General features: G+C 72.6%; 15 protein-coding genes. 5 read left to right on the top strand and 10 right to left on the bottom strand.

Annotated elements, in window-relative coordinates; genetic code table 11:
• The first annotated feature begins 64 nt into the window (after window positions 1-64).
• A complete protein-coding gene (locus tag K377_RS15870; protein ID WP_111663976.1) occupies window positions 65-1,234 on the top strand; it encodes a D-alanyl-D-alanine carboxypeptidase family protein in 1,170 nt (389 codons plus the stop codon).
• Window positions 1,235-1,683: 449 nt separating this feature from the next.
• Here the strand turns inward: K377_RS15870 and K377_RS15865 are convergent, their stop codons facing one another.
• From K377_RS15865 to K377_RS42265, 3 genes are all read right to left on the bottom strand, one after another.
• Window positions 1,684-2,049 carry an ATP-binding protein gene (locus tag K377_RS15865; protein ID WP_111663975.1) on the bottom strand — a complete coding sequence of 122 codons (366 nt, stop codon included), beginning with the start codon at window positions 2,047-2,049 and terminating at the stop codon, window positions 1,684-1,686.
• Between the two features lie 113 nt (window positions 2,050-2,162).
• The gene (locus K377_RS15860; protein ID WP_111663974.1) at window positions 2,163-3,386 is read right to left on the bottom strand and encodes a metallophosphoesterase; all 1,224 of its coding nucleotides are present in this window, start codon (window positions 3,384-3,386) and stop codon (window positions 2,163-2,165) included.
• A 12-nt stretch (window positions 3,387-3,398) separates the two neighbouring features.
• The gene (locus K377_RS42265; protein ID WP_237551337.1) at window positions 3,399-3,641 is read right to left on the bottom strand and encodes an SCO4848 family membrane protein; all 243 of its coding nucleotides are present in this window, start codon (window positions 3,639-3,641) and stop codon (window positions 3,399-3,401) included.
• 109 nt (window positions 3,642-3,750) lie between these two features.
• Between K377_RS42265 and K377_RS15855 the strand changes: the two genes are divergently transcribed.
• Window positions 3,751-4,980, top strand: a complete 1,230-nt coding sequence (locus K377_RS15855) for a D-alanyl-D-alanine carboxypeptidase family protein (RefSeq protein ID WP_343238086.1) — start codon at window positions 3,751-3,753, stop codon at window positions 4,978-4,980.
• Here the strand turns inward: K377_RS15855 and K377_RS15850 are convergent.
• Genes K377_RS15850 through K377_RS15835 form a run of 4 tightly spaced genes read right to left on the bottom strand, consistent with a single transcriptional unit; the run spans window position 4,901 to window position 7,750 of the window.
• A complete protein-coding gene (locus K377_RS15850; RefSeq protein WP_111663972.1) occupies window positions 4,901-5,821 on the bottom strand; it encodes a YihY/virulence factor BrkB family protein in 921 nt (306 codons plus the stop codon). The two genes, K377_RS15855 and K377_RS15850, sit on opposite strands and share 80 nt — an antisense overlap.
• On the bottom strand, window positions 5,809-6,285 hold the full coding sequence (locus K377_RS15845; RefSeq protein WP_111663971.1) for a GtrA family protein: 477 nt from the start codon (window positions 6,283-6,285) through the stop codon (window positions 5,809-5,811). Before K377_RS15845 ends, K377_RS15850 begins: the two co-directional genes overlap by 13 nt.
• The gene (locus K377_RS15840) at window positions 6,282-7,232 is read right to left on the bottom strand and encodes a decaprenyl-phosphate phosphoribosyltransferase (RefSeq protein WP_111663970.1); all 951 of its coding nucleotides are present in this window, start codon (window positions 7,230-7,232) and stop codon (window positions 6,282-6,284) included. The genes K377_RS15845 and K377_RS15840 overlap by 4 nt, the downstream gene beginning before the upstream one ends.
• Complete coding sequence (locus K377_RS15835; RefSeq protein ID WP_161194985.1) at window positions 7,229-7,750, bottom strand: phosphatase PAP2 family protein; 522 nt, start codon at window positions 7,748-7,750, stop codon at window positions 7,229-7,231. Before K377_RS15835 ends, K377_RS15840 begins: the two co-directional genes overlap by 4 nt.
• 132 nt (window positions 7,751-7,882) lie before the next feature.
• Between K377_RS15835 and K377_RS15830 the strand changes: the two genes are divergently transcribed.
• Window positions 7,883-9,277, top strand: a complete 1,395-nt coding sequence (locus K377_RS15830; RefSeq protein ID WP_111663968.1) for an FAD-binding oxidoreductase — start codon at window positions 7,883-7,885, stop codon at window positions 9,275-9,277.
• A 22-nt stretch (window positions 9,278-9,299) separates the two neighbouring features.
• Window positions 9,300-10,055 (top strand): decaprenylphospho-beta-D-erythro-pentofuranosid-2-ulose 2-reductase, encoded by a 756-nt coding sequence (locus K377_RS15825; RefSeq protein ID WP_111663967.1) that lies wholly within the window; start codon window positions 9,300-9,302, stop codon window positions 10,053-10,055.
• Window positions 10,056-10,394: 339 nt separating this feature from the next.
• Here K377_RS15825 and K377_RS15820 read toward each other — a convergent pair whose 3' ends face one another.
• Window positions 10,395-10,982, bottom strand: coding sequence for a 2'-5' RNA ligase family protein (locus tag K377_RS15820; protein WP_111663966.1), 588 nt, complete (start codon window positions 10,980-10,982; stop codon window positions 10,395-10,397).
• Window positions 10,983-11,049: 67 nt separating this feature from the next.
• Entirely contained in the window at window positions 11,050-12,063 is a 1,014-nt protein-coding gene (gene trpS / locus K377_RS15815; RefSeq protein ID WP_111663965.1) for a tryptophan--tRNA ligase, read from the bottom strand.
• 114 nt (window positions 12,064-12,177) lie between these two features.
• Here trpS and K377_RS15810 point away from each other — a divergent pair, with 114 nt between their 5' ends.
• The gene (locus K377_RS15810) at window positions 12,178-12,849 is read left to right on the top strand and encodes a hypothetical protein (RefSeq protein WP_111663964.1); all 672 of its coding nucleotides are present in this window, start codon (window positions 12,178-12,180) and stop codon (window positions 12,847-12,849) included.
• A gap of 36 nt (window positions 12,850-12,885) precedes the next feature.
• On the opposite strand, the gene K377_RS15805 is transcribed toward K377_RS15810, so the two are convergent.
• Window positions 12,886-14,334 carry a glycine hydroxymethyltransferase gene (locus K377_RS15805; RefSeq protein ID WP_111664188.1) on the bottom strand — a complete coding sequence of 483 codons (1,449 nt, stop codon included), beginning with the start codon at window positions 14,332-14,334 and terminating at the stop codon, window positions 12,886-12,888.
• Between the last annotated feature and the right edge of the window lie 9 nt (window positions 14,335-14,343).

The following is a 14,343-nucleotide window of genomic DNA, read 5'->3' as shown; positions in this document are numbered from 1 at the left end:
CCCGTACATCCCGTAGACCGACCCCTCTTACCTTTACCTCAGCTTTGAGCTGTACCTTCGCGGGATGCCCGGCACAGCCTCGTCCCCGCAGCAACCGTCGTCCTCCCGGTTCAGCCGTCGCGCCGCGCTCGGCCTCGGCGCCGGGGCGGCCGCCGCGCTCGCCCTGCCCGCGCAGCGGGCGTCCGCCGCTCAGGTCGTGGGCGGTGCGCGGCTCGGCGCGTCCGGGGTGCAGGTGCGGCGCGGTGCCGGTGCGCCGAAGGTGCCCGGGCTCAAGGCCCGCGCGTGGCTCGTCGCCGACAACGACAGCGGTGAGGTGCTGGCCTCCTACAACGCGCACAAGGCGCTGGCCCCCGCCTCCACCCTGAAGATGCTCTTCGCCGACACCGTCCTGCCCAAGTTCCACAGCACCGACAAGCACAAGGTGACCGCCGCGGACCTGGCCGGAATCCCGTACGGGTCCAGCCTCGTCGGCATCCAGGCCGGGACCACGTACACCGTCCACCAGTTGTGGCAGGGCGTCTTCCTGCGCTCCGGGAACGACGCCGTGCACGTCCTCGCCCACATGAACGGCGGCGTCGACGAGACCGTCGCGCAGATGCAGGCCCGCGCCGCCGATCTCCAGGCCGGTGACACCCATGTCGTCAGCCCCGACGGGTTCGACCACAAGGGGCAGCTCTCCTCCGCGTACGACCTCACGCTCTTCGCTCGCGCGGGGCTGAAGAACGACGACTTCCGCGGGTACTGCTCCACGCGCGTCGCCGATTTCCCCGCGGGTGGCTCCAAGACGTTCCAGATCCAGAACACCGACCGGCTGCTGACCGGGCAGGGGGTGACCCCGTACCGGGGGCTGATCGGCGTCAAGAACGGCTACACCACCAACGCGGGGAACACCTTCACGGGTGCCGCCACCCGTGACGGGCGGACGCTGCTGGTGACCGTGATGCATCCCGGGGCCGGGGCCGAGGTGTACGAGGAGACGGCCGCGCTGCTCGACTGGGGGTTCTCGGCCTGGGCTCGGGTGAGTGCGGTCGGGGAGCTGGTCGTGCCGTTGAGCGAGCAGCCCAGGTCTTCGGCGTCGCCGGCTGCCGGGGCGCTGGCCTCCGGCGGTGGGTCCGGTTCCGCCGAGCATCGGGAGGAGTGGGCGCTCGGGGGGTCTGCCGCGGTGGCTGCACTGGCGGGCGGGAGTCTGCTGGCTCTGCGCCGCCGACGCCCTACCGGGCGCCGGCGCGCGTAGGGATCGGTTCCGCCCCATCACCGGGCACGCGCCGCGCCCCGGCCGGTCGCGCAGTTCCCCGCGCCCCTGGGTAGCACTTCGTCCGCGGCTCTCGTCGTGGCTGATCGCGCAGTTCCCCGCGCCCCTGAGTCGTTCGTCGTGCGCGCGCCGGTGGCCGCTTCCCGCGCAGTTCCCCGCGCCCCTGAGGCATGCGCTGCGCGCAGCCTCCCCTACAGAGGCTGCGGCTCCGCCGCGCCTCTGTCGATGAGATGCCGCACGAAGTGCGCATCTCAGGGGCGCGGGGAACTGCGCGACCAGCCACGACGGTGGCGCGCGTGACGAACAACCCAGGGGCGCGGGGAACTGCGCGAGCAGCCACGGCGGTGGCGCGCGTGAAGGACTGCCCAGGGGCGCGGGGAACTGCGCGAGCAGCCACGGCGGTGGCGCGCGTGGCGGGATGTCGGGGGTGGTCAGGAGCGGATCAGGGCCCAGGTTGTTCTGCCGTGGGGGCCCCGGTGCCAGACGCCCCAGGTCTCGGCCAGGGCGTCGAGCAGGCGAAGACCCCGGCCGATGCCGTCGTGGACCCCCGCGTCCGACACCTCGATGAAGCACGAGCCGTCCGCGAGCACCGTCACCGCGACCTCGAACTCACGCTCCCGCACAGGACCGTGCCGCACGGCGTTGGTCGCCAGCTCGGACACGAGCAGAACCGCGGTGTCCAGCGCTTCAGCCGGCGCTGTGTGCCCCCAGACCGCGAGATGATCGCGCACCCGCAACCGCGCGAGCCCCACCGAGGCCGGGTGCCGGGGCAGTCTGAACGCACTGCGCCGCAACACACGTAGCCACCTCCCCCTCGTCCGTCGCCGCAACCGCACAGCCGCGACACAAGATGCTGGGGCATGGACACGCTGAGTGCCAGTGCGGTCACCGACAGCGCGTCGGTATTCGGTCAGGCCTGACGGGACGCCAGCTCGACGACCGTGATGTCGGACGGCGCCCCCACCCGCACCGGCGGCCCCCAGGCCCCGGCGCCCCGGCTGACGTAGAGCTGCGTGTCGCCGTAGGTGTCCAGGCCCGCGAGGGTCGGATTGGCCGCGTCGGCGACGAAGTTGCCGGGCCAGAGCTGTCCGCCGTGGGTGTGGCCGGAGAGCTGGAGGTCGACGCCGTGCTTCACGGCCTCGTGGATCATCACGGGCTGGTGGGCGAGGAGCACGGCGGCGCGGGAGGTGTCGCGGTCGCCGAGCGCCTTGGCGTAGTCGGGGCCCTCGCCGTAGTTCTCGCCGCTGATGTCGTTGACGCCCGCGAGGTCGAAGGCGCCCATCTCCACCCGGGCGTTGGCCAGCGGCCGCATCCCGATCTCGCGGACGTGCGCCACCCACGGGTCGGCGCCGGAGAAGTACTCGTGGTTGCCGGTGACGAAGTACGTGCCGTGGCGGGAGCGGAGGCGGGCGAGCGGGGCCACGGCGGGCGCGAGGTCCTCGACGCTGCCGTCGACCAGGTCGCCGACGACCGCGATCAGATCGGGCTGGGTGCCGTTGACGATGTCGACGACCCGCTCGGCGAAGCCCCGGCCGAGCACCGGGCCGAGGTGCACGTCGCTGACCACGGCGATCCTGAACCCGTGGGCGGCGCGCGGCAGTTTGGCCAGCGGGACGGTCACCCGCTTCACCTTCGGCCCGCGCAGCACCCCGTACGCGCCGTTGCCGACGATCCCCGCGGCGGCCACTGCGGAGGCGGCGCCCACGGTCCGGGCGAGGACGAGCCGCCGGGTGGGAGCGGCGACGGGGGCAGGTTCGGACGCGGCCTCCGGTTCCGGCTCAGGCGCCTCGGGCGCGGGCTCGGAACCACCCGCGCGCCGGTCGAGCACCCGCCGCAGCAGTGGCCGTACCGCCTCCCCCACCAGCAGCGCGAGCAGCAGGTAGAGGGCGAACGCCATCCACAGGAATCCCGGCCAGGCGAGCGCCCGTTGCAGCGGGAACGGCGCTCCGGCCCGCTCGGCGGCCAGCGCCGCGAACATCAGGACCGGACCCGCCACGAACACGGCGGCGCCCAGGCGTCTGGGCCACCCCGGTCCGGCCGTCGAGGCCCGTACGAGGCGCCGGTACGCGTAGTAGTGCAGCCCGGCGAACGCCGCGAGCACGACGACGGCGACGAGGACGAGGACGACGACCATGCCCGGCCGCCGCTACGGAGTGCCGCGCAGGGCACGCACGCCACGGAACCCGATCACTCCGACCACCGTCCCCAAGACAAAGGAGACGATCGCGAGGGTCAGGTGCACCCAGAAGTACGCGGTCGGGTCCCCGGCGTCGTCGAAGGCGAGGCCGCTGCCGTCCTTCCACAGATTCTTGGCGAAAGTGATCCAGATGATCCATGACCACACCCCGAAGGCGAGCAGGAACCAGGAGACGGGGCGACTGAGCTTCATGCGTTCAGTATCGCCAGCGCGCGCCGCGCACCGCCGCCGGGGTGGGGCGGCGCGGACACAGGACACCTCGGCGGAGACTTACGGGCCAGGTACCTGTACGTTCTCGTCCGTGTCTGCCCATGAGTCGTACGTCACCTCGTACCTGAAGAAGTCCGCGCTCGTCCTCTCGGCCTGTGGCCTGACGCTGGCCGGGATCGCTCCCGCCGCGGCGGCCGCGGACAAGAAGGACGACAAGCCCCCGGCGTCCATGTCGGACGTCGGCGGTGCCCGTCTCGCCAAGGCGGGCACCCAGGTGGAGCTCGGCGCCGGCGCCCCGGTGCTGCCCAAGGACCTGACGGCGAAGTCGTGGATCGTCAGCGACGCCGAGTCCGGCGAGGTGCTGGCCTCGCACAACGCGCACTGGAAGCTGCCGCCCGCGAGCACCCTGAAGATGCTGTTCGCGGACACGGTCCTGCCCCGGTTCCCGAAGACGACGACGCACAAGGTCGTCCCCTCCGACCTGGCGGGCATGGGCGCGGGCTCCAGCCTCGTCGGCGTCAAGGAGGGCTTCACGTACACCGTCCACGATCTGTGGCTGGGCGTCTTCCTGAAGTCCGGCAACGACGCGGTGCACGTGCTGTCGGCCATGAACGGCGGCGTCCCGCAGACCGTGCAGGACATGCAGGCCAAGGCCGACGAGTTGCAGGCGCACGACACGCACGTGGTCAGCCCCGACGGCTACGACATGCCGGGCCAGACCTCGTCCGCGTACGACCTGACGCTGTTCGCCCGCTCCGGGCTGCACGACGAGGACTTCCGCGAGTACGCGGCGACGGCGCGGGCCAAGTTCCCCATGAAGCAGAAGAAGGGGAAGACGACCGAGCGCTTCGAGATCCAGAACACCAACCGGCTGCTCACCGGGGACTACGGCATCTCGCCGTACAAGGGCATCGCGGGCGTCAAGAACGGCAACACGACCAACGCGGGCGCGACCTTCACCGGTGTCGCCCAGCGCGGCGACAAGAAGCTGCTCGTCACCGTGATGAACCCCAGCTCCAGGGAGTCCTTCGCGGTCTACAAGGAGGCCGCGCGCCTGCTCGACTGGGGATTCGAGGCCGACGGCAAGGTCTCCCCGGTCGGCCATCTGGTGCTGGCGAAGACGGCCGCCGCGCCGTCGGGCTCGGCCGCGCCGAAGGGCGACGCGGGTCCCGCGAAGCCGAACGCGCACGCGGCGGTCACCTCGACGAGCGGTTCCAGCGGAGTCGGGATCGCGCTGGCGATCACGGGCGGGTCGCTGGTGGTGCTGGCCGCCGCGGTGTTCGTGGTGCGGAAGAAGTGGCCTGCTCAGAAGCGGAGCTGACGCCGGTCGCCGACCACGCGGCGCAGAACAGCAGCAGTTTCGCCGTGAAGTTGATCCACAGCAGCAGGGCGACCGGCGTGCCGAACGCGCCGTACATGCTCTTCGCGGCGACGCCCTTGATGTAGCCGCCGAGCAGCAGCTTCAGCAGTTCGAACCCGGCGGCGCCGATCAGCGCCGCGGTCACCAGATCGCGGCGCTCGGGCGCCACCCCGGGCAGCAGCGTCAGGACGTAGAGCAGCAGCAGGAAGTCGGCGAGCACGGCGATGGCGAACGCGGCGGCCTGGAGCAGGAAGCCGCCCCAGCCGTTCTTGTCGAGGCCGAGCCCGTCCGCGGTGGCGTCCACCGCGGTGGAGGCGACCGTGGACGCCACCATCGAGGCGAGCCCGGCGCCGCCGAGGCCGACCAGGATCCCGGCGTCCTTCAGCTTGCGCATGACCGGGTTCTCCTCGGGGTCGGGCAGCTCCCACACCGCGCGCAGGCACTCCCGCATCGAGCCGACCCAGCCGATACCGGTGAACAGCAGCAGCGCACCGGCGACGATCCCGACGGTGCCCGCGTTGTCGACCAGCGCCTGGATGTCCAGCTGGTCGGAGATGCCCGGCACCTGATCGCCGATCTTGTCCTGGAGTTCCTGCTGCTGCGCGGTGGACAGCGTGCCGGCGGCGATCGCCGCGGCCACGGTGAGCAGCGGGAACAGCGCGAGGAAACTGATGAACGTCATCGCCGCCGCGAGCCGCGACCAGTGCACCGCGTCGAGCCGCTCGTAGGCGCGCCAGGCGTGCGTCAGCATCAGCCTGCTCACCAGGGGCCCGATGACGGGGAGCTTCTTCAGCCAGTCCATGATCCAACCCTGCCCTGATCGGCCGATTCCACCGGTCCCGCGCGGTGGGCGTCCGCGCCGAAGACCAGAGTCCGAGTACCCCAGAAACGCAGGACCGTGGCCAGCGCCATGCCGATCCCGGCCCCGGATACGGTGTCCGCCCGCTGCGAGGTCAGCCCGAATCCGTAGTGCGACACGGCGAGGCACAGCAACTGCACCAGCGCGCCCGCCACGTTCACCGCGAAGAAGACCCCGTACTGCCGCAGCCGCGTGACCTGCGGCGCCGCGCCCCGGTAGGTGCCGAGGGCGTTGCCCGCGTACGCCACCGAGCAGCCCGCCACGAAGGAGAGCGCCTTGGCGGTCAGCGGGTCGAACCCGGCCGGGCCGCGCAGCCACACGAAGAGGCCGAGGTCGGCGGCGTACGCGCAGAGCCCGACCCCCGCGAAGGCGGCCAGCTCCGGTCCGAGCGCGCGCAGCCGGCTCACCAGTCGACGACCGCGAGCCCGTACATGGCGAGCCACACCAGGCCGATGACGGCGAGGGCCCGGTCGCGCAGCACGACGTCCTCCGGTTCGCCGGCCGTGCCCCGGTCGGCGAAGACGGCGTAGCGCAGCACGGCGAGGATGAACGCCACCATCGACAGCTGCCGCCAGGGCAGCAGGCTGGTGCGTGCGACGCCGCCCTCCTCCATCGCCCACAGGCAGTAGGCGAGCACGGCGACCCCGGCCGCGAGCTGCCAGACGAAGCGCAGGTAGCCGGTCGTGTACTGGTTCAGCAGGGCCCGCGTGGCGCCTTCCTTGCCCGCCATCTGCACGGCCTCGGAGTACCGCTTCGCGGAGACCATGAACAGCGCGCCGAAGCCGGTGGTGATCAGGAACCAGCGCGACAGCGGGATGCCGAGCGCGAGCCCGCCGATCATCGCCCGCATCAGGAACCCGGTGGTCACCACGGTCAGGTCGACGACGAGTACGTGCTTGAGGCTGACGCAGTAGGCGAGCTGCATGACGACGTACGCGGTGAGCAGCGCGGCGGTCAGCGGGTTGCACAGCGCCGCCGCGACGGTGGGCGCGAGGGCGGCGAGGACCGCGCCCGTGGCGTAGGCGACGGGTACGGGCACCTGGCCGGCGGCGACCGGGCGGTTCCGCTTGACCGGGTGGGCGCGGTCGGCCTCGGCGTCGCGCGCGTCGTTGATCAGGTACACCGCCGCCGAGGCGAGGGTGAACAGGCAGAAGACCAGAGCCACTTGAGTGAGCGCGTGCCGGGAGAAGAGTTCGCCCGCGGCGGCGGGGGCCGCGACGACGAGGACGTTCTTCACCCACTGCCGGGGCCGTGCGGTGCGCAGCAGCCCGGCGGGGAGTCCGAGCGGGGTGACCCGCTGCCGTACCTCGTGCGGCCGTTCCAGGACCGCCGCGCCCTTGGCGCCTTCCGTCATCGGGGCGCACCCCCGGCGGCCGCCCAGCGCGCCCCGAGCCGAGCGGTCAGCGCCCCGAGTGCCGCGCCCGCCGCCACGTCGGACGGGTAGTGCACGCCGACGACGAGCCGCGAGACGCACATGGCGGCGGCGATCGGCGGCGCGAGGTGCGCGCCGACGGGCCGCACCGCGCCGTAGGCGACCGCGGCGGCGGCCGCCGCGGTCGCGTGGGAGCTGGGGAAGGAGTGCCGGCCCGCCGTGCGCACGAGGGGTTCGATCCCGGCGCCCGCCTCGGGGCGCGGGCGGCGCACCACGCGCTTCACGCCCATGCTGGCCAGGTGCGCGCCCGCGGTCAGGGCCGTGGCGCGCAGCCAGCCCTGGCGGCGCTCCCGGTCGGCGGCGGCGCCCACGAGCCCGGCGGCGAGCCAGAGCGCTCCGTGCTCCCCGGCCCAGGACAGCGCTCGCGCGGCCGCCGCCACGCGCCGGTCCGAGCCGCAGTCGCGCAACGCTGACAGCAATCGGCGGTCGATGTCGTCCATGTGGCTCACTGTGGAGGCCGACCGTCCCGCAGCCCGCACCATTTCGGATGACACCCCCTCAATCACCCATTTCGGTGAGGGAATATGAGATTTGGGGCAAAGCGGCCTTCTCCGGACGATACGGTCGCCGTCATGGCTGCAGCCCCTTCACCCTCGGTCCCCACGAGCCCCGGCTACGACACCGTGCCGGTCACCGGCTGGGGCCGGACCGCCCCGACCTCCGCACATCTGGTGCGCCCCCGCAGCTACGAGGAGACGGTGGCCGCCGTCCGGGAGTGCGCCGTCAGCGGCAGGCGCGGCGGCATCGCCCGGGGGCTCGGCCGGGCCTACGGCGACGCGGCGCAGAACGCGGGCGGCGCCGTACTCGACATGACCGGCCTCGACCGCATCCACGCCATCGACGCCGCGGGCGGCACCGTCCTGTGCGACGCGGGCGTCTCGCTGCACCGGCTCATGGAGGTCCTGCTGCCGCTCGGCTGGTTCGTGCCGGTCACCCCCGGGACCCGGTATGTGACGGTCGGCGGCGCGATCGGCGCCGACATCCACGGCAAGAACCACCACGTCCACGGCTCCTTCTCCCGGCACGTCGAGGCCCTCGAACTGCTCACCGCCGACGGCGAGGTGCGGATGGTGGAGCGCGGCACCGAGCTGTTCGACGCCACCGCCGGCGGCATGGGCCTGACCGGGATCATCCTCACGGCGACCGTCCGGCTCCAGCGCGTCGAGACCTCGCTGATGACGGTCGACACCGAGCGCGCCACGGACCTCGACGACCTGATGGCCCGGCTGACCGCCACCGACCACCGCTACCGCTACTCCGTCGCCTGGATCGACCTGCTCGCGCGCGGCTCCGCCCTCGGCCGCGCCGTCCTCACCCGCGGCGACCACGCCCCGCTCGACGCGCTGCCCGCCCGCGCCCGCCGCGCCCCGCTGGACTTCCGCCCCGGACGGCTGCCCGCGCCGCCCGCCCTCGTCCCCGAGGGGCTGCTGGGCCGCACCTCGGTCGGCCTCTTCAACGAGCTCTGGTACCGCAAGGCGCCCCGGCTGCGCACCGGCGAACTCCAGAAGCTGGCCACCTTCTTCCACCCGCTCGACGGAGTGCCGCACTGGAACCGGGTCTACGGGCGCGGCGGGTTCGTGCAGTACCAGTTCGTCGTCGGGTACGGGAAGGAGGAGGCCCTGCGCCGGATCGTGCAGCGCATCTCCGCGCGCCGCTGCCCGTCCTTCCTCGCCGTCCTCAAGCGGTTCGGCGACGGCGACCCGGGCTGGCTGTCCTTCCCGATGCCGGGCTGGACCCTCGCCCTCGACATCCCCGCGAACCTGCCGGGCCTCGGCGCCTTCCTCGACGAGCTCGACGACGAGGTCGCCGCCGCCGACGGCCGCGTCTACCTCGCCAAGGACTCGCGGCTGCGGCCCGAACTCCTCGACGCCATGTACCCGCGCCTCGCCGACTTCCGTGCCCTGCGGGCCCGGCTCGATCCGGCCGGGGTGTTCCGCTCGGACCTGTCCCGCCGCCTCTCCCTCTGACCTGCACTGGAGTTCGTTTCTCATGAAGGACGCCTTCGGCCTCCCCCAGTCCCTGCTCGTCCTCGGCGGCACGTCCGAGATCGGGCTCGCCACGGCCCGCCGCCTGATCACCCGGCGCACCCGCACGGTGTGGCTGGCGGGGCGGCCGTCCCCGGCGCTCGACGAGGCCGCGGTCCGGCTCCGCGGGACCGGTGCCGATGTCCGCACCGTCGCCTTCGACGCGCTGGACTCCGAGTCGCACGAGGAGGTGCTCGGCAAGGTGTTCACCGAGGGCGACATCGACATGGTGCTGCTGGCCTTCGGGATCCTCGGTGACCAGGCCCGCGACGAGGGCGATCCGCTCGCCGCCGTGCGCGTCGCGCAGACCAACTACACCGGCGCCGTGTCGGCCGGGCTCGTGTGCGCGCGGGCGCTCCAGGCCCAGGGCCACGGCTCGATGGTGGTGCTCTCCTCGGTCGCCGGTGAGCGGGCGCGGCGCTCCAACTTCATCTACGGGTCGAGCAAGGCGGGGCTCGACGCGTTCGCGCAGGGGCTGGGTGATGCGCTGCACGGGACCGGGGTGCACGTCATGGTCGTGCGGCCCGGGTTCGTGCGCTCGAAGATGACGGCGGGGCTCGCCGAGGCGCCGCTCGCCACGACGCCGGACGCGGTGGCCTCCGCCATCGAGCTGGGCCTTCGTCGCCGCTCGGAAACGGTCTGGGTCCCGGGCGCCCTCCGCATGGTGATGGCGGGCCTCCGCCACGTCCCGCGTCCCTTGTTCCGCCGGTTGCCGGTGTAGCGCCATAGGGGCGGCCAGTACAGCGCCGTTCGCGGGTGCGCGCCCGGTGGGGTTTCTCGCGCAGTTCCCCGCGCCCCTGACGGGGCCCTTCGGCCCGCCGCCCGCCTTGGGCAATCTGCCGCCTGGGGCGGCAGGGTGGGCAAGGCGGCACCCCGGTGCGGGGTGAGCGCTCTAAGGGGCGGCCAGTACAGCGCCGTTCGCGGGTGCAGCCCCGGTGGGGCTTCTCGCGCAGTTCCCCGCGCCCCTATCGGGGCTGATCGCGCCCCGCGCCGGAGGCGCTGATGTGCACAGCCCCGCGCCCCTGTCGGGGCTGAAAGCAGCCCCGATGCCCCGTGCCCCCTAGCGGGGCGGGCGCTGGGCTGTGTTGGCGGCGCCCTGGCGTGGGGACTGCGGGGGCACCGTGGGGCCCGGGAAAGCGAAGTCGCGGAGGCGGCGCCAGATGGCGTCCGCTCCCTGTTCGTAGAGGGCGAACCCGGTGCACGGCCACGCGGCCTCGTAATCGGCCAGCTCGGCGAAGGCCCGGTCCATCGCCGCCTCGTCGATCCCGTGCGCGACGGTCACATGCGGGTGATACGGAAACTGCAGCTCACGAGCGACGGGCCCGGAGGCGTCCCGCACCTGCTTCTGGAGCCAGGTGCACGCCTCCGCCCCCTCCACGACCTGCACGAACACCACCGGCGACAGCGGCCGGAAGGTACCGGTGCCGGACAGCCGCATCGCGAACGGCCGCCCACTGGCGGCGACTTCGGCGAGATGCGCCTCGATCGCGGGCAGCTGCCCACCGTCCACCTCGGTCGGCGGAAGCAGGGTGATGTGCGTGGGGATACCGTGCGCCGCGGCGTCGCCGAAGCCCGCGCGCCGCTCCTGGAGCAGGCTGCCGTGAGGCTCCGGGACCGCGATCGAGACACCGATCGTTACGGTCCCCACGTCGTACTCCTGTCGTCGAGTGGCGGGCGGGCGGTGGTGAAACTGCTGCTGCGCGAGGCGTACGGGCTCAGTGCTTGGCGGGCAGGAAGCCGACCTTCTCGTACGCCTGGGCCAGGGTCTCGGCGGCGACGGCCCGCGCCTTCTCCGCACCCTTGGCCAGGATCGCGTCGAGGGTCTCCGGGTCGTCCAGATACTCCTGGGTGCGGGTCCGGAACGGAGTCACGAAATCGACCATGACCTCGGCCAGGTCCGTCTTGAGCGCACCGTACATCTTGCCCTCGTACTTCTGCTCCAGTTCCGGGATACCGGTTCCGGTGAGGGTGGAGTAGATGGTCAGCAGGTTGCTGACGCCGGGCTTCTTCTCGGCGTCGTAGCGGATGACGGTGTCGGTGTCGGTGACCGCGCTCTTGACCTTCTTGGCGGTGACCTTCGGCTCGTCGAGCAGGTTGATGAGGCCCTTCGGCGTCGACGCCGACTTGCTCATCTTGATCGCCGGGTCCTGGAGGTCGAAGATCTTCGCCGTCTCCTTGAGGATGTAGGGCTTCGGGATCGTGAACGTCTCGCCGAACCGCCCGTTGAACCGCTCCGCGAGGTCGCGGGTCAGCTCGATGTGCTGGCGCTGGTCCTCGCCGACCGGGACCTCGTTGGCCTGGTACAGGAGGATGTCCGCGACCTGGAGGATCGGGTACGTGAACAGGCCGACGCTCGCGCGGTCGGCGCCCTGCTTCGCGGACTTGTCCTTGAACTGCGTCATCCGGCTGGCCTCGCCGAAGCCGGTGAGGCAGTTCATGACCCAGGCGAGCTGGGCGTGCTCGGGGACGTGGCTCTGCACGAACAGCGTGCACCGGTCCGGGTCGAGCCCCGCGGCCAGCAGCTGCGCGGCGGCGAGCCGGGTGTTCTGGCGCAGCACCTCGGGGTCCTGCGGAATGGTGATCGCATGCAGGTCCACGACCATGTAGAAGGCGTCGTGGGACTCCTGGAGGGCGACCCACTGGCGGACCGCGCCGAGGTAGTTGCCGAGGTGGAACGAGCCGGCGGTGGGCTGGATTCCGGAAAGCACGCGAGGACGATCAGAGGCCATGCCCCCATTGTCTCAGGTGTCTCTCATGGAATGGGGGCAGGTGCACGACAGGTCTGTGCCACTACGGTGTTCCCGTGACCCGGATCACGCCGGGCGCTGCGTCGGGGGTGCGGAATGCGCGGGGTACGGACGGCCGGCTCGGCCGTGTCGGCGGCGGTGCTGCTGGTGCTGGTGACCGGCGGGTCCGCCCAGGCCAGACCGGTGGGTCCGGGCTCGGCGGACGTGCCCGACCTGGCCGTGGTGATCGCCCCGGGCGCCGAGGCGGGCCCCTCGGTGTCCCTGCACTACGAGGACCCGGACTTCGCCCGTCTCGAACGGCTGACCGCCGAGTTCGACGCGGTGACCGAGCCGGTGCCCAGCGAGTGGGACGACGGCGACTTCCCGCCCGTGGAGGCCACGATCGTGTGGGGGATGACCGGGGTGGGCGGCTGGCCGGAGACCCGGCGGGCGCCCGGCACCGACACGGCCATCGAACGCCAGGACCAGCTGGTCGTCGCCGCCGACGGCACCCCGTGGATCCGCACCGACCCCATGGTCGACGTGAACGACGACGACCTGCGCTGGCACCGCGTCTCCCCCGCACTCGTCACCGAACTGCGCCGCGCCGGGGTGTTCCCGCCGGAGCGCGCCGACGCGCACGGCGGCGTACCGCTGTGGGACCGGGTGCTGTGGGCGCTCGGCGGACTTCTCGTGGGGCTGGCCGCGGCGGCGTGGTGGTTCCGCGGGCGGCTGCCGCGGTTCCCGGGGCGGGTGCCCCGGGAACCGCGGCAGCAGCTCGTCGGCTGAAGCGGGGCTCGCCCCGGGCCACTCGGCCGAGGCCGCTCAGCCCAGGTCGATCTGCCCGTACAGCGGGAAGCCGGCCAGCAGGTCGGCGGCGCGCTGCGCGACCTCGTCGGCGGTCTTCTGCTCCAGGACGTGGCTCGCCTTGGAGGGGGCGCCGGACTTGGTGGTGCCGGGCTCGGCGGAGGTCAGGACCCGGTCGATGAGCGCGGCGATCTCGTCCATCTCGGCGGTGCCCAGGCCACGCGTGGTGAGCGCCGGGGTGCCGATGCGGATGCCGGAGGTGTACCAGGCGCCGTTCGGGTCGGCGGGGATGGCGTTGCGGTTGGTGACGACGCCCGAGTCGAGCAGCGCGGACTCGGCCTGGCGGCCCGTGAGGCCGTAGGAGGAGGCCACGTCGATCAGGTTGAGGTGGTTGTCGGTGCCGCCCGTGACGAGGGTGGCGCCGCGCCGGGTCAGCCCCTCCGCGAGCGCCTTCGCGTTGTCGACGATGCGCTGCGCGTAGTCCTGGAAGGCGGGCTGCCGCGCCTCGGCGAGGGCGACGGCCTTGGCGGCCATGACGTGCGGCAGCGGGCCGCCGAGCACCATCGGGCAGCCGCGGTCGACCTGGTCCTTGAGCGAGTCGTCGCACAGCACCATGCCGCCGCGCGGGCCGCGCAGCGACTTGTGGGTGGTGGTCGTCACGATCTGCGCGTGCGGGACCGGGTCGAAGTCGCCGGTGAGCACCTTGCCCGCGACGAGACCGGCGAAGTGCGCCATGTCGACCATGAGCGTCGCGCCGACCTCGTCGGCGATCTCGCGCATGATCCGGAAGTTCACCAGCCGCGGGTACGCGGAGTACCCGGCGACGAGGATCAGCGGCTTGAACTCCCGCGCCTGGGCGCGCAGCGCCTCGTAGTCGATGAGGCCGGTGGCGGGGTCGGTGCCGTACGAACGCTGGTCGAACATCTTTCCTGAGATGTTCGGGCGGAAGCCGTGGGTGAGGTGGCCGCCGGCGTCGAGGGACATGCCGAGCATCCGCTGGTTGCCGAAGGCCTGGCGCAGCTCGGCCCAGTCCGCGTCGCTGAGGTCGTTCATCTGCCGGACGCCGGTCTTCGCCAGGAACGGCACCTCGACGCGGTCGGCGAGGACGGCCCAGAACGCGACCAGGTTGGCGTCGATGCCGGAGTGCGGCTGGACGTAGGCGTGCCGGGCGCCGAACAGCTCGCGGGCGTGCTCGGCGGCGATCGACTCGACGGTGTCGACGTTGCGGCAGCCTGCGTAGAAGCGGCGGCCGACGGTGCCCTCGGCGTACTTGTCGCTGAACCAGTTGCCCATGGCCAGGAGCGTGGCCGGGGACGCGTAGTTCTCGGACGCGATCAGCTTGAGCATCTCGCGCTGGTCGGTGAGTTCCTGGCCGATGGCGTCGGCGATGCGCGGCTCGACGCTCCGTACGACGTCGAGAGCGGCGCGGTACGCGGTGGACTCGGGGGTGAGGTCGGGGTGGGTCATGGGGCTGCC

Origin of the sequence: Streptomyces sp. PsTaAH-137 (assembly GCF_003259365.1) — a bacterium.
In the GTDB taxonomy this organism is placed as follows: domain Bacteria; phylum Actinomycetota; class Actinomycetes; order Streptomycetales; family Streptomycetaceae; genus Streptomyces.
This window is presented reverse-complemented; position numbering and strand designations above follow the sequence as displayed.

What these genes read in the sequence shown, in the direction of transcription:
- K377_RS15870 (WP_111663976.1), top strand. Translation starts at nt 65, where the DNA reads ATGCCCGGCACAGCCTCGTCCCCGCAGCAACCGTCGTCCTCCCGGTTC.
- K377_RS15860 (WP_111663974.1), bottom strand. Translation starts at nt 3,386, where the DNA reads ATGGTCGTCGTCCTCGTCCTCGTCGCCGTCGTCGTGCTCGCGGCGTTC.
- K377_RS42265 (WP_237551337.1), bottom strand. Translation starts at nt 3,641, where the DNA reads ATGAAGCTCAGTCGCCCCGTCTCCTGGTTCCTGCTCGCCTTCGGGGTG.
- K377_RS15850 (WP_111663972.1), bottom strand. Translation starts at nt 5,821, where the DNA reads ATGGACTGGCTGAAGAAGCTCCCCGTCATCGGGCCCCTGGTGAGCAGG.
- K377_RS15840 (WP_111663970.1), bottom strand. Translation starts at nt 7,232, where the DNA reads ATGACGGAAGGCGCCAAGGGCGCGGCGGTCCTGGAACGGCCGCACGAG.
- K377_RS15835 (WP_161194985.1), bottom strand. Translation starts at nt 7,750, where the DNA reads ATGGACGACATCGACCGCCGATTGCTGTCAGCGTTGCGCGACTGCGGC.
- K377_RS15830 (WP_111663968.1), top strand. Translation starts at nt 7,883, where the DNA reads ATGGCTGCAGCCCCTTCACCCTCGGTCCCCACGAGCCCCGGCTACGAC.
- K377_RS15825 (WP_111663967.1), top strand. Translation starts at nt 9,300, where the DNA reads ATGAAGGACGCCTTCGGCCTCCCCCAGTCCCTGCTCGTCCTCGGCGGC.
- trpS (WP_111663965.1), bottom strand. Translation starts at nt 12,063, where the DNA reads ATGGCCTCTGATCGTCCTCGCGTGCTTTCCGGAATCCAGCCCACCGCC.
- K377_RS15810 (WP_111663964.1), top strand. Translation starts at nt 12,178, where the DNA reads ATGCGCGGGGTACGGACGGCCGGCTCGGCCGTGTCGGCGGCGGTGCTG.
- K377_RS15805 (WP_111664188.1), bottom strand. Translation starts at nt 14,334, where the DNA reads ATGACCCACCCCGACCTCACCCCCGAGTCCACCGCGTACCGCGCCGCT.